Genomic DNA, 23,536 nt, shown 5'->3' with positions numbered 1-23,536 from the left:
CGTTTCAGCAGGGTTTCTCCTCGCGGGTGATCAAGTCACGCTTGAATTGCCCGTATCCGTCCCAATATTGCTCCCCTTGACGACGATTTGTCTGTAGTTGAATTGAACAAGGGGAGAACCGTTCCATGACTGTTGCGGCGCATAAAGAGAGCCACGGTTTCCAGACAGAAGCCAAGCAGTTACTGCACCTGATGATCCACTCGCTGTACTCCAACAAGGAGATTTTCCTGCGCGAGCTGGTTTCCAATGCCTCCGATGCCGCGGACAAGCTGCGTTTTGAGGCTCTCTCCAACCCTTCGTTGCTGGCGGAAGACCCGGACCTGCGTATTCGCATCGAGTTCGATAAAGACGCCGGTACCCTGACCATCTCTGATAACGGCATTGGCATGAGCCGCGATGAGGTGATTGAGAACCTGGGTACCATCGCGCGCTCCGGCACTGCCAACTTTATGCAGAACCTGTCCGGCGACCAGAAGAAGGATGCACACCTGATCGGCCAGTTCGGCGTGGGCTTCTACTCCGCGTTTATCGTGGCCGACAAGGTGGATGTGTTCACCCGTCGCGCCGGCGCCGATGCCAGCCAGGGCGTGCATTGGGAGTGCAGCGGCGAGGCCGAGTACTCCGTGGAAAACGTTGAATGGCCGGATCGTGGTACCCGTGTAGTGCTGCACCTGAAAGACGACGCCAAAGAATTTGCCGACGGTTGGCGCCTGCGCTCCATCATCAAGAAGTACTCCGATCACATCGCCATCCCGGTGGAGATGCTGAAAGAAGAGGCGCCCGCTGCAGAGGGTGAAGAGCCAGAAGAGAAGGCACCGGAATTTGAAGCGGTCAATGCCGCCCAGGCCCTGTGGACCCGTCCGCGCTCCGAGGTGAAGTCCGAGGAGTACAAGGAATTCTACAAGCACATTTCCCACGACTTCGACGACCCGCTGACCTGGAGTCACAACCGTGTGGAAGGCAAGCTGGATTACACCAGCCTGCTGTATATCCCTGCGCGCGCACCATTTGACCTGTACCAGCGTGATGCGGCGCGCGGCCTGAAGCTGTATGTGCAGCGCACCTTCATCATGGACGACGCCGAGCAGTTCCTGCCGCTGTACCTGCGTTTTGTAAAGGGTGTGCTGGACTCCAACGACCTGCCGCTGAACGTATCTCGGGAAATCCTGCAGAAGGACCAGAACACCGATGCGATCAAAAGCGCGCTGACCAAGCGCGTGCTCGACATGCTGGACAAGCTGGCGAAGAAAGACGCCGACGAGTACCAGAAGTTCTGGGATCTGTTTGGCTCAGTGATGAAAGAAGGGCCGGCGGAAGACTTCTCCAACAAAGAGAAGATCGCCAAGCTGCTGCGCTTCTCCACTACCCACACCGATGACGCCAAGCAGGATCAGTCACTGGAAGACTACGTGGGCCGCATGCAGGATGGCCAGAAGAATATCTACTACGTGTGTGCAGACAACTTCGCCACCGCCAAGTCCTCCCCGTACCTGGAAGTTTTCCGCAAGAAGGGCATCGAGGTACTGCTGCTGACCGACCAGGTGGATGAGTGGTTCGTTGGCCACATGCAGGAGTTTGACGGCAAACCGTTCCAGGATGTGGCCAAGGGCGCACTGGATCTGGGCGAAGCTGAGAATGAAGACGACAAGGCCGAGCGCGAGAAGGCCGAGAAAGATGCCGGCGCACTGGTTGAGCGCGTCAAGGAAGTACTGAAGGAGCGCGTGGAAGATGTGCGCGCGACCACCCGCCTGGTGGACTCCCCAGCGTGCCTGGTGGCCAGTGACAATGATATGGGCCTGCAAATGCGCCGTATCCTCGAGCAGGCTGGTCAGTCGCTGCCAGAGGCCAAACCGGTGTTTGAGGTGAACCCGGGCCACCCGCTGGTGCAGCGTCTGGATCAGGAGCAGGATGAAGACCGCTTTGCGGATCTCACCAATATTCTGATGGATCAGGCCAATCTGGCGGCGGGCAACCAGCTCGCGGATCCTGCGGATTACGTGCGTCGCCTGAACACACTGCTGCTGGAACTCAATCGCTAACCAGTGGCGAATGCTTCTTGCAGGAAGGCCGGCGGGGTGCTCCCCGCCGGCCTTTTTTATAGGTGTTTTTTGCCCCAGCCAATAAGCGTTCCCACCGCGCGGACCGTCGCTAGCGGCCGGCCTGGGCTATATTCTTCGTGTTGATTTTTTGCGCGATTTGGCGGCGAATGGGCGGCATTTGTCGGCGAACTTGGCAAAACTGCGTAAAACCCCAAATGGCCATTGGGTGCTGGCACCCAGCTCCGTATAATCCCCGCTGGATAGTAAAAACGACAGAGCGTTATGACCCAAACAGACGTATCCTCGAGCGCCCCCGAATCCCGTTTGCCCATCGCCATTCTCGGCGGCGGTAGCTTTGGCACGGCAATCGCCAATATCGTAGCGGGCAATGGTCACGACACCCGGCAGTGGATGCGTGACCCGGAGCGCGCCGCCACCTGCATGGCCGAGCGCGAAAACCAGAGATATCTGCCAGGCGTGGCGCTGCACTCAGACCTGCAGATTACCGCCGACCTGGAGCAGGCGGTACGCGGCTGTCAGATTGTGTTTGTCGCCATCCCCAGCAAATCCTTCCGTGAAGTCGTCCATCGTGCGGCGCCTATGCTCGATCCGGGCACCATGCTGATCTCCCTGACCAAAGGGGTTGAGCATGACAGCTTCCATCTGATGAGCGACATCCTCAAAGAAGAAACCGAGGGGATGCGCGTGGGGGTGTTGAGTGGGCCCAACTTTGCCAAGGAGATCGTCGCTGGCCATTACACCGCGACGGTGATCGCCAGCGAAGACGAGACCCTGTGCACAACCATTCAAAAAGTGCTGCATTCGGAAACCTTCCGCGTCTACTCCAGCAATGATGTGTTTGGTGTGGAGCTGGCAGGTGCACTGAAGAATATCTATGCAATTGTCACCGGAATGGCCGTAGCACTGGGGCGCGGGCAAAATACCACCAGTCTGCTGATTACCCGGGCTCTGGCGGAAATGATGCGCTTCGCCGAGGCGGTTGGTGCCGATCCGATGACCTTTATCGGCCTCGCTGGCGTGGGTGACCTGATTCTCACCTGCTCCTCGGATTTGAGCCGCAACTACCGCGTGGGCTACCTGGTGGGCAAGGGCAAGAAACTGGATGAGGCGGTTACCGAAATCGGCCAGGTAGCGGAAGGAGTGAACACCGTTCGTCTGATTAAGGCCAAAGCTGACGAATTGGGGGTATACATGCCCTTGGTTTCTGCGATTCACGCCATATTATTTGAAGGTACCCCGATTCCAACGGTGATCCGTGAGCTGATGTCCGGGGCGCAAACCTTTGATGTGGCCTATTCGGCCAAATCCTGATCAGCGTATTTTGAATGGGGGCGGTGAATGAATAACGAACAATTGAAGCAGAATTTGACCTCTGCAGAACACTGGATGCGTCTGCTGTTTATGGTGCTCTTCGTGATACTGCTGGAAATTGCCGGTGTGGTGATGCTGGCGACCATCGTATTGCAATTCCTGTTTGCCATTGTCTCCGGTGGCCCAAACGAAAATCTGCGTCGCATGGGCGAGCAGATTGCCTCGTACATCTACCAGACACTGCAATTCCTTATCTACAACACGGAAGAAAAGCCGTTTCCATTTTCCGAGTGGCCGCAGTCCTGATCTGCGGCCCACAAACAAATCCGGGCTATATTGAGGGTTCTCGAACCACTGAGCCCGGGGCTGCGGGGCCTAAACCGCTGAATTCCATGCCGGCTGGGGCCGGCGTCTCCCATTTCTGGTGCCCAACAAAGGACTGGTGATCGCCAAATGAGCAATGAAGAACTGAAACAAAACCTGACCTCTACCAATCAGTGGTTGCGCCTGATTTACATGGTGCTGTTCGCGGTACTACTGGAAATCGCCGGCTTTGTCATGCTGGCGGTGGTGATCGCCCAATTCCTGTTTGCCATTGTCAGTGGCAAGGCGAACGACAACCTGCGCCGCCTCGGCGATCAGATTTCTTCCTACATTTACCAGACTCTGCAGTTCCTGATCTACAACACCGAAGAGAAACCATTTCCCTTCTCGGAGTGGCCGGAGTCCGAGGAAGAAGATCTTTCGACCTATGAGAGCGCCGAGGAAATTGATGGCGAGGTGATTGCGGCAGCCGATGCAGACGCAGAGGCTGATGTAGCGGCTGACGCCGGCACCGGGAGCGATGCGGCCCCGGCTGATGCTGACGAGAAAACCGTCGCCACGACCGAGGCAAAAAAGCCAAAAACACGCGCTAAAGCCAGTGCTGCGTCGTCGCAAGAAGAAGCGCCAGAGGCCGACGAGCCAGTGATCCAGCTGGGAGCGGATAGCGATACATCAGCGGATAACGCGGCCAAGGATGCCGCAAGCGCGCATCGCAAGGAAAACAGCGCCGACGAAAAGTAGGGCTCCGTTTACGGTGCAGGCACCGGAATTGATTGGGAGAAGGTAGTGCTGTTGTTTGTTATGCGCCATGGCCGCGCAGAACCCCTGAGTAAAAGTGACGAGACCCGCGCCCTTACCGAAGACGGTCGCGAGCACGTCGCCGCAGTGTGCAAAGAGCGCGCCTCGGAACTCGCGCAGGTAAAGACCATCTGGGCAAGCCCGTTTGTGCGCACCCGCCAGACCGCGAAAATCGTCGCGGAGACCTTTGGTTTATCAGTGGAAATCAACGAGGTACTGACCGGAGACACGCCGCCCCAGGCGGTGTTGGACGCACTGGCGGAAGTGGATGAGAAAGACTTTCCGGTGTTACTGGTCAGCCACCAACCGTTGGTGGGTAGTCTGGTCAACGGACTCTGCGGCAGTGCCGATGAGCACCCGATGGGCACCTCGAGCCTCGCGTGCCTGGCAGCGGATGTCTGGGCGTGGGATTGCGCAGAGCTCGAGTGGTTGCAGCACAAGCCCTGAATCACTCTCTGCGCCCAAGTGCCTGAACCAGTACCCAGTCGAAACCCCCAATACGGGTAATCGGTCATAACTCGTGAACCTTGTTGCCATTGTGGTGGCGGCAGGGGACTGTCAGCATGGCGCATTCGATAGCTGGTTTTGGTTTTCTATGAGCGCCTTATCCTCACCTACCCTCCCCGACTTTACTCCGCCCAGAGAAATTGTGCTGGATGTCCAGGGCAATGCGATTGCCGCCCGGCAGTGGGGAAACCCGGCCGGGGTACCTGTACTCGCGTTACATGGCTGGCTGGATAACTGCGCCAGTTTTGACGCCATGGCGCCCTTCCTGCACAGCCTCAATCTTGTCGCCATCGATCTCGCCGGCCACGGCCAGAGTTACCACCGCCACAAGGATGCGAACTACACCATCTGGACCGAAATCGAAGATGTGATGGCGACGGCCGATGCGCTGGGGTGGGACAAATTTTCCATGCTGGCACACTCCCGTGGTGCGGTCATTGGCACCATTGCGGCGGCCACTTTCCCCGAGCGGGTGCAGCGCCTCGCGCTGATCGATGGCCTGGTACCGCCGCCGGCAACGGATGAGGAGGCCCCGGAGACCCTGCGCAAGGGCATCGAGCAGCGCGCGCGCTACCGCGATCGCAAGAGCCGCGTATTTGAATCCATTGAAGTTGCGGTAAACGCGCGCAAGAACGGCCTGTTCAAGTTGAGCGACGATGCGGCGCGGGCACTGGTGGAGCGCGGCATCCGCCCATGCGACGGTGGTTTTACCTGGAGCAATGACCCGCAGTTAATGGCGGCATCGGTGGCCAAACTCAACGAGCCGCAAGTGCGCGCCTTTCTGGCGCGTGCCACCATGCCAATTCGGCTGGCACTGGGGAAAGAGGGCATTCAGGGGATGATTGAGCGTATTCGCCCGCTGGCGGAGCAGGTGCCGAGCATCGAGCTGCGTGAGTTTGCCGGTGGTCACCACCTGCATATGGAAGGCAGCGGCGAAGAGATTGCCCACTGGTTCGAGCCATTTCTTCGCGGCGAAGACCCGCGCACTGCCGAATCGGCAGAGTGAATGCTTTGGCTCGATCGACTGGTTGAGCTGGGTTGGGCTAGCTTGACTTGGGTTGGACTAGGTCGGGCTAGGTTGGACTAGGTTGAACTAGAAAGGCACGCGCTTGGAGTAGCTTGCCTTCTGCATGTCCCGGACTTCCACGGAAATTTCCGGAACCTCGGGTGCGGCTTCGCACAGGTAGTTGAAGATGGCGGCGCTCAGCGTTTCTTTCTGTTCGCTGGTGCGCCCCTCGAGGATGCGCACTTCCGCGTGAATAAACAGGTTGCTGGAGCCTTCGTGGCTTTTCCCCAGGACAAATTCCCGGAAGGGCACGGCGCGGGTTTTGATGGCGCCGGCGCTGAAGAGCCCGGTGTCATTCATGGCTTGCTGGCCATTACTGACCAGTGCCGGAATGGAAATGCTGTCTTCCAGTTTTTGCGAATATTCAATCACCAGATGGGGCATTGCCGGGCTCCTCTTTATCCGAACCGCCTAACTCGCCTTACGAATTAACGGCTCTGAACGTTAACGAATCAGAGACAGGAATTCGTTGCGGGTGGCCTGCTCACTGCGGAAAGAGCCGAGCATGGCGGAAGTTTTCATCACCGAATTCTGTTTTTCCACACCGCGCATCATCATACACATGTGCTTGGCTTCAACGATCACGCCAACACCTGCAGCACCGGTTACCTGGCGCACAGTTTCCGCAATTTGCACGGTCAGCTGTTCCTGAATCTGCAAACGGCGGGCAAACATGTCTACAATGCGCGCCACTTTGGACAGGCCGAGCACTTTGCCATCAGGAATGTACGCAACGTGTGCTTTACCTATAAACGGCAGTAAGTGGTGCTCGCACAGCGAGTAGAGCTCAATGTCTTTCACCAGCACCATTTCACTGCAGTCGGATGGGAACAACGCGTCGTTGACGATCTCGTCTACGGTCTGCTGATAACCCTGAGTAAGATACTGCATGGCCTTGGCGGCGCGCTTGGGGGTGTCCAGTAGCCCCGGGCGCTGCAGATCTTCGCCAATGGCTTCAATGATGTGTGCGTAATGTTCTTTCATCAATATGCTTCCAACGTCTCGCCCGAATCGCCTTGATACGCAAAGAGTCGGGCGTTCGATCACCGGTTTGTCGGCGGGGTAGTCTCTCCGAAGGCTGACCCCGGAGACTGACTCCGGAGACCTTGGGGTGCGCTACCCTAAGCCTTTGTTACACGGTAGTAAAGCGCGAAACATAGAGGAATACCGCTAATGATAGAGAAACGGGAGTCCGATTTGCACGAATTGCAGACCGTTCTGGACTTTATCCGCTGGGGCGCCAGCCGCTTCAATGAAGCAGGGCTGTGGTTTGGCCACGGTACCGACAATGCCTGGGATGAGGCTGTCCTGCTGGTCACACATGCCTTGTACCTGCCGGTGGATAGCAAGCCAGAAATCCTGTCGGCGCGCCTGACCATGAAAGAGCGGCAGCAGGTAATGGCGGTACTAGAAAAGCGTGCCAATGCCCGGGTGCCCGCACCCTACCTGACCAATGAAGCGTGGTTTTGCGATTTGCCGTTTTACGTGGACGAGCGGGTTTTGGTGCCCCGTTCGCCCATTGGAGAATTGATCCGCCAGCACTTCGAGCCCTGGTTGCAGCAGGAGCCACTGGCGATCCTCGATTTGTGTTGTGGCAGTGGCTGCATTGGTATTGCCTGCGCCGATGCATTTCCCGCAGCGCGGGTGGACCTGAGCGATATTTCGCCGGATGCCATTGACGTGGCGCAGATCAATATCAATCGCCATCAGTTAAATGATGAGGTGCGGGCGGTGCAGTCGGATCTGTTTGCCGGACTGAAGGGGTGCAGCTACGACCTGATCGTAAGCAACCCGCCCTATGTGGATGCGCGGGATCTCGCCGAAATGCCGGCGGAGTATCACGCCGAGCCCGGCCTGGCGCTCGGCTCCGGCGACGACGGCCTGGATTTTACCCGGCGCCTGTTGCTCGAGGCCCCGGACCATCTGCAGCCCGAGGGCATCCTGGTGTGTGAAGTGGGCAACAGCTGGGAGGCGCTGGAAGCAGCGTATCCGCGGGTACCGTTTTTCTGGCCGGAACTGGAAGATGGCGGCCACGGGGTATTCGTGCTGACACGGGAAGACCTGCTGGCGTGCCGGGAGATGTTTGAAGAGGGCGCGGCAAACGAGGGCGCGGCAAAATAGGGCATGGAGAAATAGGGCATGGAGAAATAGGGCATGGAGAAATAGGGCGCCCGCAGCTGAAATGCATTACTGGAAAGCGCGCCGTCACAGAATCCTCTATAATGCGCGTCTTTCATCGAATAAATCACTGGGGTAGGGAATTCCGGGTATGTCGGGCAATACATTTGGCAAGCTGTTTTGTGTCACCACGTTTGGCGAGAGCCACGGCCCCGCGCTGGGCTGCATTGTGGATGGCTGCCCTCCAGGACTGGAAATTACTGCCGAAGAAATTCAGCTGGAGCTGGACCGTCGCAAGCCCGGCACCTCCCGTTACACCACCCAGCGCCGCGAAGCAGATCAGGTAAAAATTCTCTCCGGCGTGTTCGAGGGCAAGACCACCGGTACGCCGATTGGCTTGCTGATCGAAAATACCGACCAGCGCTCCAAGGATTACGCAAATATCTCCGAGCAGATTCGCCCAGCCCATGCGGATTACACCTACTGGGCTAAATTTGGCCTGCGCGACTATCGCGGCGGTGGCCGCTCTTCCGCGCGTGAAACTGCCATGCGCGTGGCCGCGGGCGCGATCGCTAAAAAGTGGTTGAAGCAGCAGTTCGGTATTGAGGTGCGTGGTTACCTGTCGCAGCTGGGGCCAATCAAGGTGGACAAGCTCGACTGGTCACAAGTGAATGAAAACCCGTTCTTCTGCCCGGATGCCGACAAGGTGCCGGAGATGGAAGAGTACATGCAGGCGCTGATCAAGGAGGGTAACTCCATAGGTGCGCGTATCTCGGTCCATGCCAGCGGCGTACCGGCCGGCCTGGGTGAGCCAATTTTTGATCGCCTGGATGCGGACCTGGCCCATGCGCTGATGAGTATCAATGCCGTTAAAGGTGTGGAGATCGGGGCTGGTTTTGCCTCGGTGGAGCAAAAGGGTACCGAGCATCGGGACGAAATTACCGAGGACGGTTTCCAATCCAATCATGCCGGTGGTGTGCTGGGGGGTATCTCCAGTGGCCAGGAGCTGATCGCGCACATTGCGCTGAAGCCGACTTCCAGTCTGCGCATTCCGGGCCAGAGCCTGGATATCAACGGCAACCCCATCGAAGTAGTCACCAAAGGTCGCCATGATCCCTGTGTGGGGATTCGCGCAACGCCCATTGCGGAAGCGATGATGGCGCTGGTGCTGGTGGATCATGTTATGCGCCAGCGTGCCCAGAATGGCGATGTAACGTTTGATCTAACGATTCCGGCCGGTGCGCCGGCCTGATCAAACGCAGATCCTGTCAATAAATCAGCCAATAAACCAGTCAATAAAAAAGGCGGAGCGCCAACAGCGCTCCGCCTTTTTTGTGCCTGCTTGTAAATACCTGTTTGTCAGAAATTACAGGTGCAGGTTCAGGCCGAGGTAAGGGCCTTTAATTTCCAGGTCGCTTTGGAAGGCGTCCAGTTCCTGCACATCCAGGCTCATCACGCGGTAGCCGGCCTCGATCGCGAAGTCGATGGCAGGCACGAAGTCCCAGCGCACCTTGGCAGTAATATCGGTGTGGCTGTCGCCTTTGTAGCTGGTGCCGTTGCCCTGGGCGATGATGGACCAGCCGGTAAACGGCAGGTCGAAGCGGGCAACACCGTAGACCATCGGCAGCACGCCAGACAGTTCGATTTCTTCCGACAGCATGTCACTGGCGACGGTCAGCTCGCCACTGTACTGACGTGCGGTCAGGCCCAGGTCCAGGTTCACCCAGTTATCGAGAATCTCGTAGTACAGGGTGGCATCGGTGTGGGTCAGGTTGATGTCCGAGGTAATGTCCGAGCCAACGGTGAAGGTCTCGTCGGCAAAGGTGACATCTTCGCTCAGCATGGCCATGCCGCTGGTTTCGATCTTGCTGTGTGCGAGCAGGATATTCGGAATCACCGGGATCGGGTGTTCCAGGGCAACCTGCAGGAAGGTGGCGTTGTCTTCCGCCAGGGAAAACTCATCCACGTTGTAGCTGTCCACACCAACTGCGCCGGTGTAAGAGGGTTTCCAGGCGCCGGCAGTGGCATCAAAACCGAGGATGGTATCGGCGTTGGCGCCGGCAGAAGCCAGAGCGGCGCACAGGGCCAGGGTGACTTTTTTCATTTTTAGTTGCTCCCGTTGAATTCTGCGGCAGATTCTACAGGGTTTTTATGAAATTTCCCTGAAACAAGTATCGTGCCTCGCAGTTTGCCGCGGTTTTGCGGGCTATTTGGCGTTTACAGCCCGCGGGCCTCTTTTACCAGCAGCTGCTGCAATGCATTGGCAGCGTTGCTCAGGGTCCGGTTGCGGTGATAAATGATGCCCAGGTTGCGCTGAATGGTGAGCTGCGGCATGGGCAGCTCCGCCAGGCTGCTGTCCAGCAGGGTTTTCGGCAGTACGCTCCAGCCGAGCCCGACTCCGGCCATCATCTTGATGGTTTCGAGAAAGTTGGTCGCCAGCTTGGCGGTGAGTTTGAGCCCGTGCGCATCGAACTCGCGCTTGATGAGCCGCCCGGTGTAGGTATTCATGTCGGGCAGGATCGCCGGGTACTGAGCCAGTGCCGGTAGGTCCAATTCCGGCATCTGTGCCAGCGGGTGGTCGGGGGCGGCCACCACCACGCAGGGGTCGGGCCAGATAATTTGTGCGTTGAGGCTCGGGTAGTCCTTGAGCGCCAGGGTCACCACCGCCAGTTCATACTCGCCGGCCATCAGGGCCTCATAGGCCTGCTCCGAGTCGACAAAATCAATGTCCAAGGCCACGTCTGGGTAACGATTGCTGAAATCGCGCAGTACCGGCGGCAGGTGATGCAGGCCGACATGGTGGCTGGTGGCGATGCGCAGGCTACCGCCGATGGTTTCCCCGAGGCTGCGCAGCTCGCGCTCGGCGTCGCTGACCTCGTTGAGAATGTGGCGCGCGCGCGGCAGCAGGGCGCGGCCGGCGTTGGTCAGCTGCAATTTGCGGCCGATGCGGTCGAACAGCGGCGAACCGAGCTGCTGCTCCAGCGAGGCCAGTCGTTTGCTCACCGCGGGTTGCGTCAGGTGCAGATGCTCTGCCGCTTCGGACACCGAGCCCTGCTCGGAGATGGCAAGAAAGGCCCTGAGCCACTGAATTTCCATAAGGTCCACACCGTATTCCAAAAGCGAATGCGCCATATAATAAATATAAATTGATGTTATTCAATGCCCCTCGTAGACTCGAGCATGTTATCCATAGAGGAGATGGGGCTATGGGCCACCCACAAAATAAAAAACAGACCTTGTATGACAAACTCTGGCAGGACCATTTGGTCAAAAGTCGTGAGGACGGCACTGCGCTGATCTATATCGACCGTCACCTCATTCACGAAGTGACCTCGCCCCAGGCATTTGAAGGCCTGCGCCTTGCCGGTCGCAAGCCCTGGCGCACCGATTCTGTGGTCGCAACACCAGACCACAATGTGCCCTCTCATGCGGAAGAGCGCGCCGGCGGTATCGAGGGCATTGTCGACGAAGTTTCCCGCATTCAGGTAAAGACACTGAATGAGAACTGCGAAGATTTCGGCATCGTTGAATTCGGCATTAATGATCCCGGCCAGGGCATTGTGCATGTGATCGGCCCTGAGACTGGCGCGACGCTGCCGGGGATGACTGTTGTGTGTGGCGATTCTCATACCTCTACCCACGGTGCGCTCGGTGCGCTGGCACATGGTATCGGCACCTCTGAGGTGGAGCATGTGATGGCCACCCAGTGCCTGATCCAGAAAAAAATGAAGAATATGCTGGTGCGCGTGGACGGTGAACTCGGTCCGGGTGTTACCGCCAAAGACGTGGTACTGGCGATCATTGGCAAGATCGGCACCGCAGGCGGCACCGGCTACGCGATTGAATTTGGCGGCTCCGCGATTCGTTCTATGTCCATGGAAGGCCGTATGACCGTGTGCAACATGGCGATTGAAGCCGGTGCGCGTGCGGGTATGGTCGCGGTGGATGACATCACGCTGGAATATGTAAAGGGCAAGCCGTACGCGCCCAAAGGCGAGATGTGGGAACTGGCGGTGGCCAACTGGAGCCGTCTGCATTCCGATGATGGTGCGCACTTTGACGCGGTGGTAGAGCTGAACGCAGAAGATATTGAACCGCAGGTAAGCTGGGGTACCTCCCCGGAAATGGTGGTACCGGTCAGCGCATTGGTACCGAGCCCGGCAGACGAAAGCGATGCCACCAAAAAAGCGGGCATTGAACGCGCGCTGGAATACATGGGGCTGGAAGCGGGACAGAAAATCACCGATATCCAGTTGGATCGCGTGTTTATCGGCTCCTGTACCAACTCCCGCATCGAAGACCTGCGCGCGGCTGCGGCGGTGGCCAAAGGCCACAAAAAAGCCGAGAGCGTGAAGCAGGTTTTGGTGGTCCCCGGCTCTCAGTCGGTAAAAGCACAGGCGGAAAAAGAGGGCCTGGACAAGGTCTTTATCGAAGCGGGCTTCGAATGGCGCGAGCCGTCCTGCTCCATGTGCCTGGCGATGAACGCGGACAAATTGGGTGCCGGCGAACACTGCGCCTCCACCTCTAACCGCAACTTCGAAGGTCGCCAGGGTTACGGTGGCCGCACCCATCTGGTCAGCCCAAGCATGGCTGCGGCGGCGGCAATTGCCGGCCATTTTGTCGATGTACGTGAAATGCAGGAGGTCGCGTAATGAAGGCGTTTACCAAGCACAAAGGCGTGGCCGCTCCGATGGACCGTGCCAACGTGGATACGGATTTAATTATTCCGAAACAGTTCCTGAAGTCCATCAAGCGCTCTGGCTTTGGCCCGAACCTGTTTGATGAGCTGCGCTACCTGGATGAAGGTCAGCCGGGGCAGGATCACAGCAAGCGACCGCTCAATCCCGACTTTCCGCTGAACCACCCGCGTTATCAGGGCGCTTCGGTGCTGCTGGCACGCAAGAATTTCGGCTGTGGTTCGAGTCGTGAGCACGCGCCCTGGGCACTGGACGATCATGGGTTTCGCGCAATCATCGCGCCGAGCTTTGCCGACATTTTCTTCAATAACTGCTTCAAGAATGGTCTCTTGCCGATCGTTGTGGCGGAGGAAGTTGTTGATCAGCTGTTTGCGGAAATGTACGCAGAAGAGGGTTACGCACTGGTCGTGGACCTGGAAGAGCAGGTTGTGGTCAAGCCCAACGGTGAGACCATCGCGTTTGAAGTGGATGCCTTCCGCAAGCACTGCCTGCTGCATGGCCTCGACGATATCGGCCTGACGCTCGAAGACGCGGACGATATTCGCGCATATGAAGCCAAGCGCCGTGAACAGGCGCCGTGGCTGTTCGACGCCGTGAAGTAAACGGACCTGGTAAGAATTTAGGAAGTTAGATGAGCAAGAAAGTAATGATTCTGCCGGGCGATGGAATCGGCCCGGAAATTATCGAGCAGGCGGTTGCGGTACTGAAAACTGCGGATAAAAAGTTTGGACTGAATCTTGAGTTCAGCGAGGGTCTGATCGGCGGAGCATCGATCGACGCCCACGGCGAACCGCTGACCGACGCCGAGCTGGCCAAAGCGGGTGCATGCGACGCGGTACTGCTGGGTGCGGTAGGTGGCCCCAAGTGGGACACCCTGGATCGCGCCATTCGCCCAGAAAAAGGCCTGCTGAAGATTCGCAGTGGCCTGGGCCTGTACGCTAACCTGCGTCCTGCGATTCTGTATCCACAGCTGGCCGAGGCCTCCTCGCTGAAGCCGGAAGTGGTTTCCGGCCTCGATATCCTGATCGTGCGTGAGCTGACCGGCGGAATTTATTTTGGTGAGCCGCGTGGTATCCGGACTCTGGAAAACGGCGAAAAACAGGGCTTTAACACCTATGTGTATAAAGAGTCCGAGATCGAGCGCATTGCACGCACCGCATTTGAGGCGGCGCAAAAGCGCGGGGGCAAGCTGTGTTCTGTAGACAAGGCGAATGTGCTGGAAGTTACCGTGCTGTGGCGGGAAGTACTGGATCGCCTGGCTCCGGAATACCCGGATGTGGAGCTGTCCCACATGTACGTGGACAACGCCGCGATGCAGCTGGTGCGTGCGCCCAAGCAGTTTGATGTGATGGTTACCGGCAACATGTTTGGCGACATTCTGTCGGATGCCGCCGCCATGCTGACCGGTTCCATCGGCATGCTGCCTTCCGCGTCAATGAATGAAACCGGCTTTGGCCTGTATGAGCCCTGTCATGGCAGCGCGCCAGATATCGCTGGCCAGGGTATTGCCAACCCGCTGGCGACCATCCTTTCTGCGGCGATGATGTTGCGTTACTCGCTGGACATGGGCGAAGCGGCCGACGCCATCGAAGCAGCGGTCAGTAACGTTTTGGACCAAGGACTGCGCACCGGAGATATCTATACCGAAGGTTGTAAGAAAGTCTCCACCGCGGAAATGGGCGCAGCAGTGGTGGCCGCTTTCTAGTATTGCAACGTGCACCCCGACTCAACCCAGCGGTTTGCCATCCGGCAAGCCGTTGGGAACCTGAACTGAAATAGACGCAACAAGGTAATGAAATGAACAAGGTAGGATTCGTAGGCTGGCGCGGTATGGTCGGCTCCGTTTTGATGGGACGCATGCTGGAGGAGAATGACTTCGCGCATATTGCAGAGCCAGTATTTTTCTCTACGTCCAATGCTGGCGGTAAAGCGCCGGAGATTGGCAAAGACGTTGCGCCCCTCAAGAACGCCTACGACCTGGACGCACTGGCCGAGTTGGATGCCGTTGTCAGCTGTCAGGGTGGTGACTACACCAAGGAAGTATTTGCAAAATTGCGTGCGCGCGGCTGGAATGGCTACTGGATCGACGCCGCCTCCAGCCTGCGTATGGACGATGACGCGATCATCGTTTTGGATCCGGTTAACCGCGATGTGATCGACCGCGGTATTGAATCCGGTGTGAAAAATTTTATTGGCGGTAACTGCACCGTGAGCCTGATGCTGATGGCACTGGGCGGCCTGTTCCGTGAGGGATTGGTCGAATGGGTTACGGCCCAGACGTATCAGGCCGCAAGTGGCGCTGGCGCCAAGAATATGCGCGAGCTGATTTCCCAGATGGGCAGTATCCGCGATGGCGTTGCCAGCGAGCTGGCTGATCCGGCGAGCGCAATCCTGGAAATTGATCGCAAGGTGGCGGAAAACATGCGCAGTGCGGAATTCCCCACCAGCGAATTTGGCGCACCGCTTGCCGGTAGCCTGTTGCCGTGGATCGATACCCCGATGGAATCCGGCCAGAGCCGCGAAGAGTGGAAGGCGCAGGTAGAGGCAAACAAGATCCTTGGCTCCAGTGAGGATGTGCCGGTCGATGGCACCTGTGTCCGTATCGGCGCGATGCGTTGTCACAGCCAGGCCTTCACCGTGAAGCTGAAGAAAGACCTGCCGCTGGCAGAAATCGAGCAGTTGATTGGTAGCGCCAACGACTGGGTGAAAGTGGTGCCCAACGAACGCGAAGTCACAGTGCAGGAGCTGACACCGACTGCGGTAACCGGCAAGTTGGATATCCCGGTGGGGCGTCTGCGCAAGTTGAGCATGGGCGGTGAATACCTGAATGCATTTACCGTCGGCGACCAGCTGTTGTGGGGTGCAGCTGAGCCGCTGCGCCGGGTGCTGCTTATTTTGATGGGCAAACTGTAACCCACACCAGGCTATTTTTTGTTCTATTCGCCGCCCCGGTCCCGGGGCGGCTTCCCCCCTGACTCTCGGTGAGTATAATCCCCCGCAATTTCAGGCTGCTGCTTTAGTGGTCGACCTGCCTGAAAAGCCGTCGTTGCTTTTCACAAATGCAAAATTCGCAAACCGAAATAGGCCCAGATATGACAGAGTCCACCCGGGAACTGGTGATCGTTGGTGTTGGCAGCGCGCCGTTTGATGCGTTGCTGGAGATCCTGGAGGAGCGCAAAACCGTCACCCCGGACGAGCTCAAACTGGTGATCGACGATGAGTCGGAAGTGGACCCGCAAGTGTTTGCTAACCGCAGTGTGCCAGTGACGCCGCTGAAAGACTTCGCGTTTTCTGCGCAGCAGGTGGTGTTACTGCTGACCGGCGGTGACACGGCAACCGCAGTGCTGGCAAAAGCTGAACAGGCGGGCGCCTGGGTGGTGGATGCTGCGGGCCTTACCCGCGGCGATGAAAGCGTCGCGCTTATTCATCCGTTGCTCAATAGCGCAGAACTGAACAATCGCGATGAACACGACCGTAAGGTGATCGCGGTGCCGGGCGCTGGCGCGGCCATGCTGGCGGAAGCGCTGTTCCCGCTGAAGTCCCAGCTGCAATCCGTTGAGGTGGTGTTGAACCAGCCGGTATCCGCCCTGGGTAAGGCGAGTGTGGATGCGGCTGCGGCCCAGACCGCGCGCCTGTTCAATGGTCAGGAGCCGGAAGCGGATGAGGCCAGTGGCCAGCGCCTTGCCTTCAACATGCTGAGCTCTGCGGAAGCGCAGCTGGAAAGCGGCCACGGTTTCAGTGAGTTGGCGCTGGTGTTGGATTTGCGCCGTTTGCTGGGAGATGAAGTGGCTCTGGATGCATCGATCAATACTGCCTCGGTGTTCCATGGGCAGCTGGCAAATATCAGCGTGCAGCTGAAAGAGCAGCAGGAGCTGGCCACGGTGCGCGGATTGCTGGCCAATGGGGCGCGCCTGGAGATGCGCGAGCGCCCATCGGCACAAGATGCGGTCGGCAGTGAGAGCACCTTGTTGGGGCGCCTGCGCACGGGTTTGATCAATCCGCGCCAGGTTGTATTTTGTGCGGCATCCGACAATTTGCGTAAAGACGTCGCAATTAACTGTGTACAAATTGTCCACTTGTTGCTAAAAACCCATTGATATTTAATACTTAGCGGCCTTTCTGAAGGTTTCTTCTTAACTTTGTGCCATTCAGGAATCCACACCACTTGGGGGTGTTGTGGGGAAGTGTGAGAGGAAATCCGGAAGGGTTAAGTCTTTTTCGGGGGGCGCATAGTCGCCAAAGCGTGGAGTCTGGTGTCTGATCATCGGCTCTTGTTGAATAAATTTTGTGCAAAAAATTGGCACAAGCCGGGCCTGACAAATGTCTGTGAAGTAACGCTTTTTGTGAAGCGGTCTTTATGGGTAAAAAATGATCAGGTCCTGGTGTGATTCTAAAAATAAAGGGAATCGGTTATGCGTGTGCAAAAGCTGGCACTTGCGGTGGGTCTGGTCAGCGCACTGGGTGGCAATGGGGCTCTGGCGCTTGGTCTCGGTGAGATCAAGGTTAACTCCACGTTGAATCAGCCGCTCGATGCAGAAATTAAGCTACTGCAAACCCGCGGCTTGGGTGAAAATGAAATCAAGGTCCGCCTCGCGAGCCTGGAAGATTTTGAGCGCGCAGGTGTCGAGCGAGGGTATTCCCTTGATGGCATTCGCTTTGATGTGGATTATTCCAGCGGCCAGCCGATGGTGCGTATCACCAGCCGGTCTCCGATTCGCGAACCCTTCCTGAATTTCCTGGTAGAAACCCGTTGGCCCAGTGGCCGCCTGTTGCGGGAATACACCCTGCTGATGGATCTGCCGGCGTTCTCCACCAACACCGCGTCCCAGCCAGTCCGCGCCGCAGAGCGCGAGCGCCAGCAGGTGCAGCGCAACACCACCCCGGTGCAGCGCTCGATCCAGCCTACCGTTGAGCGCGCGCCCGAGCCTGTGACTCCGGCTCCTGCGGAGCAAACCGCACCGGTATCGGCGGTTGAAGAAGCCGTGGAAGAGCAGGTGCAGCAGCCGATCTTTGAAGAGCCGGCAGAAGAATTTATCGAGCCGCAGACCTCTACCGAGAGCGGTAGCCGTGTCTACGGCCCCGTGGAAGCCAACAAGACCCTGTGGGAAATTGCCCGCGATAGTCGCGAGTCGCGCGACCTGTCTGTACAGCAGACCATGCTGGCCATCCAGCGCCTGAACCCTGAGGCGTTTATCAACAACAACATCAACCTGTTGAAGAAAGGCGCAGTACTGCGTCTGCCCACCGCAGACGAAGTGCGCGGCGTAACGCGCTCCGAAGCGGTTTCTCAGGTTGCCACCCAGAACGATGCCTGGCGCGACCGCGTTGCCGATACCGACGTTACCGGCGCACCGCTGGACGCCCGTGCAACCGTTGAAGAGACCTACGAGAGCGACACCCTGGAAGGCCGGGTATCGCTGGCCGCACCGGGTGACAACGAATCCGTACTGTCCGGTTCCGGCAGCGGCAGCAGCGAGAGCGATGCGCTGGAAGGCGAGCTTGCGGTTACCGAAGAAGAGCTGGATAAATCCCGTCTCGAAGGTGCCGAGCTGGAAGAGCGTATCGGCGAGCTGAACGAACAAATCGATACCATGGAGCGCCTGGTTGAGGTCTCCAATGACGAGTTGCAGGCGGTACAGGCCGCTGCCACTGAGACCAATGATGCGCTGGAGGCAGAAGCCGAGACCTTCGAGTCCGCTGATATCGACGGTGAAGCGCTGGATATCGCCGGTGAAGAAAGCTCTGCGTTTGCAGACAGTGAAGCCGAAGGCACCGAGGTGGAAACCACTGCGGACGTCGCCCCTGCGGCAGAGACCGACGCCGATGCCAACCGCAATCGCGTAGTGGTGCAGACGCGCTCTGAGCCGAGCCTGGTCGATACCCTGATGGAGAACATTCAGTGGATCGGTATTGGCGCTGGCGCCTTGCTGGCCGCGCTGTTTGGTTTCGTCAGCTGGCGTCGTCGCAAGGAAGAGGAGGAGGCCATCCGCCAGGTTGAGGCGGAGATGGCTGCGGAGCGCGCCCTGGCGGAAGCACCGAGCGAATCTTTCGAAGACGACACCCTGGTGGCAGTTGAAGAGTTCGAAGCGAACGACAGCGTGGACCTGGACCAGCTGGGTGAAGTCGAAACTGACGACCCGGTGGCGGAAGCGGAAATTCATTTGTCCCTGGGGCAGTACCAGGAAGCGGAAGCCAAGCTTCTGACCGGCCTCAAGGGCGCACCCGGCAACGTTGATGCCCGCCTGATGTTGCTGGAGGTGTACGCACACCAGCAAGACGGCAACCAGTTTGACGATCACTACCGCCAGCTGCTGGGCTATAGCGATGGCCCGGTAGCGGACCGTGCGGCTCGTCTACGCGAGACGATTGCCGGTATTGGACTGTTTGCAGCGCCGGAGACCGATTTCTCCAGTGAGTCTCTGGAGGCAGCGCAGCTGGATGACCTGGGTTCCGACCTCGACAGTTTCGAAGCAAGCTTCGATGATCTCGACGAGTTCTCGGGCAACCAGTCTGCTGCGGGTAGCGAAGCCGCTGCTGAGGGTGGAGAGCGCGATGACATCGACGCCCTCGACGATCTGTCTCTGGATCTGGGTGGCACTGATTCCGAAGCCAGTGCTACTGACGATGACTTCTCACTCGAGCTGGATCTGGGTGACGACTTTGCCGCAACAGAATCGGACCCGGCAGCGGAACTGGACAGCCTGGAGCTGGACACTGCGCCGGACGCACAGTCTTCCGAACAAGAATTTGACCTCGACCTCGGTGCCCTGGACCTGGGCGGCGATGATCTGGATTCCGGGTCTGGTGCTGACCTGACGGTGGACTCCGAAGAGCCTGCCGGCGCGTCCGAAGATTTCGCGCTGGATGAATTGATGAATGATGGTGAGCTGGATCTGGACAACCTGGATCTGGACAACTTGGATCTGGACACCTCGCTGGAATCGTCACCCGCAGCGAGCGAGCCTGTCGCGGCAGAAGCGGCTACTGTTGCCGCGGATTCCGACGATACGGGTCTGGACTTTGACCTGGATCTGACCCCCATCGAGGGCAGTGATTCGGCGTCGAATGACAGTGCTGTTGGCGGGGACGCTGCTGGCGAGGGCGCTGCTGGTGAGGGTGCTGGCGACGACCTGGGCATGAGTCTTGAAGATGACCTGGGAAGCCTCGATTTGGATAGCATTGACCTGGGTGATCTTGACCTGGGGGATGCTGATCTGGGCGGTGCGGCCGATGAGCCTGTCGCGGCAGCCGCGGAAACCCCCGCTGTTGCTACTCAGGCAGAAGACCTGGATCTCGACCTGGCAGTGATGGAAGAGCCGGTTGCGGCTGAGAAGCCCGCTGCGAGTGCCCAGTCGGCAGAGGATCTCGCAGACCTCAGCTTCGACCTGGAGGGAGACCTGGATTCCGAGCTGAACCTGCTCGAAGGCAGCGACGAAGTGAGTACCAAGCTCGAGCTGGCCCAGGCCTATTTGGATATGGGTGACAAAGAAGGCGCCCGCGAAATCCTCGGCGAAGTGGTTGAAGAGAGTGCGGGTGAGCATCAGCAGCGCGCCAAAGAAATGCTGGAGCGCATGGGTTAATCGCGCGCTCTGCACCACCGAATTCACGCTGTCTACAGCAACAACACTTTGACCCCGCTTTTGCGGGGTCTTCTTTTTTCTGGGGCCGTGTAAAATTCGTCCTATGAAGAACACGATTTACCAATACAAACCGAACGGTGAGGTGCCCCCGGGGGAATCGCTACCGGAGGGTTTGCATCGCATTGCCCTGGGTGTGGAGTACTGTGGTACCCGCCTGCGCGGCTTTCAAAAGCAAAAACACGATCCGTTGACCGTGCAGGAAACCCTGGAGAAAGCCCTGTCCAAAGTCGCGGCAGAGCCAGTGACACTGGTGTGTGCCGGGCGTACGGATGCGGGAGTGCACGCGTCCAGCCAGGTGGTGCATTTTGATACCACCGCGCAGCGGCCGCTCAAGGCCTGGGTGCAGGGGGTGAATACGCAGATGCCGTTCGATGTGCGGGTGCACTGGGCCCAGCCAGTGCCCGCACAGTTTCATGCCCGCTTCTCGGCCCGCAGCCGCAGCTATCGCTACCTGATTCACAGTGCGCCCACGCGCTCGGCGCAGGCTGCGAGCGAAGTGACCTGGACCGAGCGTACGCTGGACTTGGAGGCCATGCGCGAGGGCGCCCGCCACCTGGTTGGCGAGCACGACTTCAGCAGTTTTCGCGCGGCGCAGTGTCAGGCGCGCTCACCAGTGCGGCGGCTAACCCGTCTGGATATTGGCCGGGTAGGGCAGCTGATTGTGCTGGAAGTGAGTGCCACCGCGTTTCTGCATCATATGGTGCGGAATATCGCCGGGGTCTTGATGGCGGTTGGGCGCGGTGACCGCTCGCCGGAGTGGGTGCGGCAGGTGCTGGAAGCGCGCGATCGTACCGCGGCCAGTGTGACTGCGCCGCCGCATGGACTCTATCTGGTGGATGTGCAGTATCCGGAGGAGTTTACCCTGCCGGAAGTTGCGCCGGGGCCGTTACTGGTGCCTCTGCCATTTGGCAGTATCGGCACTCAGTAGTTGCTTTTGCGAGACGGCCTGGCGCGTACACATTTCGCCGTGCCCGCTGATCTGCTACTATCGCCGGCTCTCCGAATTCTTCTACTGCCAGCGCCCGGGATGTACGGCGATCGTCAAAAGATGATTTCTGTTGTGGGTGCAGTGGTGTCCGACAGAGCGCCAGTCTGGCAGGTATAGCGATGTAAGGATTATGCGCGTAAAGATCTGCGGTATTACCAGTGTCGAAGACGCTCGCCTGGCTGTCGAGGCCGGCGCTGATGCGCTTGGTCTGGTGTTTTATCCGCCCAGCCCCCGCTCTGTGTCCTTGCAGCAGGCTGCGGAAATTGCCCGAGCGGTAACCCCCTTTGTTGTGCTGACTGGTCTGTTTGTGGATGCCCATCCACAGGAAGTCGAGCAGACGCTGGCACAGGTCCCGCTGAACCTGCTGCAATTCCACGGCAATGAAACCGCAGCCTACTGCCGACAGTTTTATCGTCCATATATCAAAGCCCTGCGTATGAAACCTGAGCTGGATCCCTGCGAGGCCATGGCGGCCTACCCGGATGCGCGTGGTTTCCTGCTGGATGCCTACCGCAAAGGTGTGCCCGGTGGCACCGGCGATACCTTTGACTGGCAGCGTGTGCCCCAGGGCCGCGCGCGCAATGCGCGCCAGGTGATTCTTGCCGGCGGGCTGAGCCCGGAAAATGTGGCGCAGGCGATTGTTGCGGCTGCCCCCGACGCTGTTGATGTGAGCGGTGGTGTGGAAGCCGCACCGGGCCGTAAAGATCCAGACAAGGTGCGCGAGTTTGTGCGCGCATCCCGCGCTGCCGCTGCAAGCGGCGCGTCCAGTAATGCATTGATTCAAGGAGTTTGAGCCGTGAGTAAACCCAGTTCACCTGTCGATTTTGGGGCCTACCCGGATGCCCGCGGGCACTTCGGTGAGTTCGGTGGGCGTTTCGTCTCCGAGACCCTGATCAGCGCCCTCGATGAATTGCAGGAAATGTATGAGCGCCTGAAAAACGATCCGGAGTTTCAGTCCGCATTTGATTACGACCTGGCCCACTACGTCGGCCGCCCTTCGCCCCTCTATCTGGCGGAACGTCTTACCGAAGCCGCCGGCGGTGCCCGTATTTGGCTGAAGCGCGAAGATCTCAACCATACCGGTGCGCACAAGGTGAATAACACCGTTGGCCAGGCGCTGCTCGCCAAGCACAGCGGCAAGAGCCGGGTGATTGCCGAAACTGGTGCCGGTCAGCACGGTGTGGCTACCGCAACGGTTGCGGCACGCCTGGGGCTCAAGTGTGCGGTGTACATGGGCGCGGAAGACGTTAAGCGTCAGTCGCCGAATGTGTACCGCATGAAGCTGCTGGGAGCGGAAGTCATTCCCGTAGAGTCCGGCTCCAAGACGCTGAAAGATGCCATGAATGAGGCCATGCGCGACTGGGTGACCAATGTGGATGATACCTTCTACATCATTGGTACCGTGGCGGGGCCGCACCCTTACCCGCAGTTGGTGCGCGATTTTAATTCCATTATCGGTCGCGAAGCGCGTCGTCAGAGTCTGGAGCAATTCGGTCAGCTGCCGGATGCGCTGGTGGCTTGTGTGGGCGGTGGTTCCAATGCCATTGGCCTGTTCCATCCGTTCCTGGCTGACGAATCCGTAAAAATGTACGGCGTAGAGGCCGGTGGTGACGGTGTAGAAACCGGCCGTCATGCAGCGCCGCTGAACGATGGTGTGCCCGGCGTGCTGCACGGCAACCGTACCTACCTGATGGAAGATGACGATGGGCAGATTATCGAGACGCACTCGGTATCTGCAGGTCTGGATTACCCGGGGGTCGGCCCCGAGCACGCCTGGTTGCGTGATATTGGTCGTGTCGAATATGTGGCTGCAAACGATGATGAAGCCCTCGCTGCATTCCGCCAGTTGACCCGCACTGAGGGTATTTTGCCAGCGCTGGAATCCAGCCACGCGGTAGCCTATGCGCTCAAGCTCGCCGCCACCATGGGTGCGGACCAGAATATTGTTGTGAACCTGTCTGGTCGCGGTGATAAGGATATTTTCACCGTTGCCGCTATCGACGGCATTGAAGTTTAAGGAACCCGGT

The 23,536-nt window shown here is 58.5% G+C and carries 21 protein-coding genes; 17 read left to right on the top strand and 4 right to left on the bottom strand.

The window, feature by feature from the left end:
• Positions 1 to 125: 125 nt before the first annotated feature.
• The 6 genes from htpG (at position 126) to AS89_RS0112840 (ending at position 6,006) form a co-directional block, all read left to right on the top strand.
• The gene (gene htpG / locus AS89_RS0112865) at positions 126 to 2,039 is read left to right on the top strand and encodes a molecular chaperone HtpG (protein WP_010133089.1); all 1,914 of its coding nucleotides are present in this window, start codon (positions 126 to 128) and stop codon (positions 2,037 to 2,039) included.
• Positions 2,040 to 2,321: 282 nt separating this feature from the next.
• Entirely contained in the window at positions 2,322 to 3,371 is a 1,050-nt protein-coding gene (locus tag AS89_RS0112860; protein ID WP_010133088.1) for an NAD(P)H-dependent glycerol-3-phosphate dehydrogenase, read from the top strand.
• Between the two features lie 27 nt (positions 3,372 to 3,398).
• Positions 3,399 to 3,677 (top strand): DUF4389 domain-containing protein, encoded by a 279-nt coding sequence (locus AS89_RS0112855; protein WP_010133086.1) that lies wholly within the window; start codon positions 3,399 to 3,401, stop codon positions 3,675 to 3,677.
• A gap of 147 nt (positions 3,678 to 3,824) precedes the next feature.
• Positions 3,825 to 4,436: a DUF4389 domain-containing protein gene (locus tag AS89_RS18465; RefSeq protein WP_010133084.1), complete on the top strand. Its 612-nt coding sequence runs from the start codon at positions 3,825 to 3,827 to the stop codon at positions 4,434 to 4,436.
• A 45-nt stretch (positions 4,437 to 4,481) separates the two neighbouring features.
• Positions 4,482 to 4,940: a phosphohistidine phosphatase SixA gene (sixA, locus tag AS89_RS0112845; RefSeq protein WP_010133083.1), complete on the top strand. Its 459-nt coding sequence runs from the start codon at positions 4,482 to 4,484 to the stop codon at positions 4,938 to 4,940.
• Positions 4,941 to 5,088: 148 nt separating this feature from the next.
• Positions 5,089 to 6,006, top strand: coding sequence for an alpha/beta fold hydrolase (locus AS89_RS0112840; RefSeq protein WP_100169387.1), 918 nt, complete (start codon positions 5,089 to 5,091; stop codon positions 6,004 to 6,006).
• An 87-nt stretch (positions 6,007 to 6,093) separates the two neighbouring features.
• On the opposite strand, the gene AS89_RS0112835 is transcribed toward AS89_RS0112840, so the two are convergent.
• Both AS89_RS0112835 and folE read right to left on the bottom strand, forming a co-directional pair.
• Positions 6,094 to 6,450: a 5-carboxymethyl-2-hydroxymuconate Delta-isomerase gene (locus tag AS89_RS0112835; RefSeq protein ID WP_010133081.1), complete on the bottom strand. Its 357-nt coding sequence runs from the start codon at positions 6,448 to 6,450 to the stop codon at positions 6,094 to 6,096.
• Between the two features lie 60 nt (positions 6,451 to 6,510).
• Positions 6,511 to 7,050, bottom strand: coding sequence for a GTP cyclohydrolase I FolE (gene folE, locus AS89_RS0112830; RefSeq protein WP_010133080.1), 540 nt, complete (start codon positions 7,048 to 7,050; stop codon positions 6,511 to 6,513).
• A gap of 189 nt (positions 7,051 to 7,239) precedes the next feature.
• Here folE and prmB point away from each other — a divergent pair, with 189 nt between their 5' ends.
• Entirely contained in the window at positions 7,240 to 8,187 is a 948-nt protein-coding gene (gene prmB, locus AS89_RS0112825; protein ID WP_010133079.1) for a 50S ribosomal protein L3 N(5)-glutamine methyltransferase, read from the top strand.
• A gap of 148 nt (positions 8,188 to 8,335) precedes the next feature.
• A complete protein-coding gene (gene aroC, locus AS89_RS0112820) occupies positions 8,336 to 9,436 on the top strand; it encodes a chorismate synthase (protein ID WP_010133077.1) in 1,101 nt (366 codons plus the stop codon).
• Positions 9,437 to 9,550: 114 nt separating this feature from the next.
• On the opposite strand, the gene AS89_RS0112815 is transcribed toward aroC, so the two are convergent.
• Together AS89_RS0112815 and AS89_RS0112810 are read right to left on the bottom strand one after the other, a co-directional pair.
• Complete coding sequence (locus AS89_RS0112815) at positions 9,551 to 10,288, bottom strand: TIGR04219 family outer membrane beta-barrel protein (RefSeq protein ID WP_010133076.1); 738 nt, start codon at positions 10,286 to 10,288, stop codon at positions 9,551 to 9,553.
• A 113-nt stretch (positions 10,289 to 10,401) separates the two neighbouring features.
• On the bottom strand, positions 10,402 to 11,280 hold the full coding sequence (locus tag AS89_RS0112810) for a LysR family transcriptional regulator (protein ID WP_029250012.1): 879 nt from the start codon (positions 11,278 to 11,280) through the stop codon (positions 10,402 to 10,404).
• A gap of 110 nt (positions 11,281 to 11,390) precedes the next feature.
• Between AS89_RS0112810 and leuC the strand changes: the two genes are divergently transcribed.
• The 9 genes from leuC to trpB all read left to right on the top strand — a co-directional run bounded on the left by leuC (position 11,391) and on the right by trpB (position 23,526).
• Positions 11,391 to 12,836, top strand: a complete 1,446-nt coding sequence (leuC, locus tag AS89_RS0112805) for a 3-isopropylmalate dehydratase large subunit (RefSeq protein ID WP_010133073.1) — start codon at positions 11,391 to 11,393, stop codon at positions 12,834 to 12,836.
• Positions 12,836 to 13,483 carry a 3-isopropylmalate dehydratase small subunit gene (leuD, locus tag AS89_RS0112800; protein ID WP_010133072.1) on the top strand — a complete coding sequence of 216 codons (648 nt, stop codon included), beginning with the start codon at positions 12,836 to 12,838 and terminating at the stop codon, positions 13,481 to 13,483. The genes leuC and leuD overlap by 1 nt, the downstream gene beginning before the upstream one ends.
• A gap of 29 nt (positions 13,484 to 13,512) precedes the next feature.
• Complete coding sequence (gene leuB / locus AS89_RS0112795; protein ID WP_010133071.1) at positions 13,513 to 14,586, top strand: 3-isopropylmalate dehydrogenase; 1,074 nt, start codon at positions 13,513 to 13,515, stop codon at positions 14,584 to 14,586.
• Between the two features lie 92 nt (positions 14,587 to 14,678).
• Positions 14,679 to 15,794, top strand: a complete 1,116-nt coding sequence (gene asd / locus AS89_RS0112790; RefSeq protein ID WP_010133070.1) for an aspartate-semialdehyde dehydrogenase — start codon at positions 14,679 to 14,681, stop codon at positions 15,792 to 15,794.
• A gap of 179 nt (positions 15,795 to 15,973) precedes the next feature.
• Positions 15,974 to 16,978: an Asd/ArgC dimerization domain-containing protein gene (locus AS89_RS0112785; RefSeq protein ID WP_100169377.1), complete on the top strand. Its 1,005-nt coding sequence runs from the start codon at positions 15,974 to 15,976 to the stop codon at positions 16,976 to 16,978.
• A 315-nt stretch (positions 16,979 to 17,293) separates the two neighbouring features.
• The gene (locus AS89_RS0112780; RefSeq protein ID WP_010133068.1) at positions 17,294 to 20,461 is read left to right on the top strand and encodes a FimV/HubP family polar landmark protein; all 3,168 of its coding nucleotides are present in this window, start codon (positions 17,294 to 17,296) and stop codon (positions 20,459 to 20,461) included.
• 103 nt (positions 20,462 to 20,564) lie between these two features.
• On the top strand, positions 20,565 to 21,449 hold the full coding sequence (truA, locus tag AS89_RS0112775) for a tRNA pseudouridine(38-40) synthase TruA (RefSeq protein WP_010133067.1): 885 nt from the start codon (positions 20,565 to 20,567) through the stop codon (positions 21,447 to 21,449).
• 190 nt (positions 21,450 to 21,639) lie between these two features.
• Positions 21,640 to 22,302, top strand: coding sequence for a phosphoribosylanthranilate isomerase (locus tag AS89_RS0112770; RefSeq protein ID WP_010133066.1), 663 nt, complete (start codon positions 21,640 to 21,642; stop codon positions 22,300 to 22,302).
• Positions 22,303 to 22,305: 3 nt separating this feature from the next.
• Positions 22,306 to 23,526: a tryptophan synthase subunit beta gene (gene trpB, locus AS89_RS0112765; RefSeq protein WP_010133065.1), complete on the top strand. Its 1,221-nt coding sequence runs from the start codon at positions 22,306 to 22,308 to the stop codon at positions 23,524 to 23,526.
• Positions 23,527 to 23,536 lie beyond the last annotated feature (10 nt).

Source organism: Microbulbifer agarilyticus S89, from assembly GCF_000220505.1.
GTDB lineage: Bacteria > Pseudomonadota > Gammaproteobacteria > Pseudomonadales > Cellvibrionaceae > Microbulbifer > Microbulbifer agarilyticus_B.
Note: the sequence above shows the minus strand (reverse complement) of the source record. Positions and strands in the feature narration are given on the sequence as shown.

Excerpts from the sequence above, each read along its gene's own strand:
- AS89_RS0112855 (WP_010133086.1), top strand. The coding sequence starts at position 3,399 with ATGAATAACGAACAATTGAAGCAGAATTTGACCTCTGCAGAACACTGG.
- AS89_RS0112810 (WP_029250012.1), bottom strand. The coding sequence starts at position 11,280 with ATGGAAATTCAGTGGCTCAGGGCCTTTCTTGCCATCTCCGAGCAGGGC.
- folE (WP_010133080.1), bottom strand. The coding sequence starts at position 7,050 with ATGAAAGAACATTACGCACACATCATTGAAGCCATTGGCGAAGATCTG.
- AS89_RS0112815 (WP_010133076.1), bottom strand. The coding sequence starts at position 10,288 with ATGAAAAAAGTCACCCTGGCCCTGTGCGCCGCTCTGGCTTCTGCCGGC.
- asd (WP_010133070.1), top strand. The coding sequence starts at position 14,679 with ATGAACAAGGTAGGATTCGTAGGCTGGCGCGGTATGGTCGGCTCCGTT.
- prmB (WP_010133079.1), top strand. The coding sequence starts at position 7,240 with ATGATAGAGAAACGGGAGTCCGATTTGCACGAATTGCAGACCGTTCTG.
- AS89_RS0112835 (WP_010133081.1), bottom strand. The coding sequence starts at position 6,450 with ATGCCCCATCTGGTGATTGAATATTCGCAAAAACTGGAAGACAGCATT.
- leuC (WP_010133073.1), top strand. The coding sequence starts at position 11,391 with ATGGGCCACCCACAAAATAAAAAACAGACCTTGTATGACAAACTCTGG.
- leuB (WP_010133071.1), top strand. The coding sequence starts at position 13,513 with ATGAGCAAGAAAGTAATGATTCTGCCGGGCGATGGAATCGGCCCGGAA.
- AS89_RS18465 (WP_010133084.1), top strand. The coding sequence starts at position 3,825 with ATGAGCAATGAAGAACTGAAACAAAACCTGACCTCTACCAATCAGTGG.
- AS89_RS0112780 (WP_010133068.1), top strand. The coding sequence starts at position 17,294 with ATGCGTGTGCAAAAGCTGGCACTTGCGGTGGGTCTGGTCAGCGCACTG.
- truA (WP_010133067.1), top strand. The coding sequence starts at position 20,565 with ATGAAGAACACGATTTACCAATACAAACCGAACGGTGAGGTGCCCCCG.
- aroC (WP_010133077.1), top strand. The coding sequence starts at position 8,336 with ATGTCGGGCAATACATTTGGCAAGCTGTTTTGTGTCACCACGTTTGGC.
- AS89_RS0112840 (WP_100169387.1), top strand. The coding sequence starts at position 5,089 with ATGAGCGCCTTATCCTCACCTACCCTCCCCGACTTTACTCCGCCCAGA.
- AS89_RS0112770 (WP_010133066.1), top strand. The coding sequence starts at position 21,640 with ATGCGCGTAAAGATCTGCGGTATTACCAGTGTCGAAGACGCTCGCCTG.
- htpG (WP_010133089.1), top strand. The coding sequence starts at position 126 with ATGACTGTTGCGGCGCATAAAGAGAGCCACGGTTTCCAGACAGAAGCC.
- AS89_RS0112860 (WP_010133088.1), top strand. The coding sequence starts at position 2,322 with ATGACCCAAACAGACGTATCCTCGAGCGCCCCCGAATCCCGTTTGCCC.
- leuD (WP_010133072.1), top strand. The coding sequence starts at position 12,836 with ATGAAGGCGTTTACCAAGCACAAAGGCGTGGCCGCTCCGATGGACCGT.
- AS89_RS0112785 (WP_100169377.1), top strand. The coding sequence starts at position 15,974 with ATGACAGAGTCCACCCGGGAACTGGTGATCGTTGGTGTTGGCAGCGCG.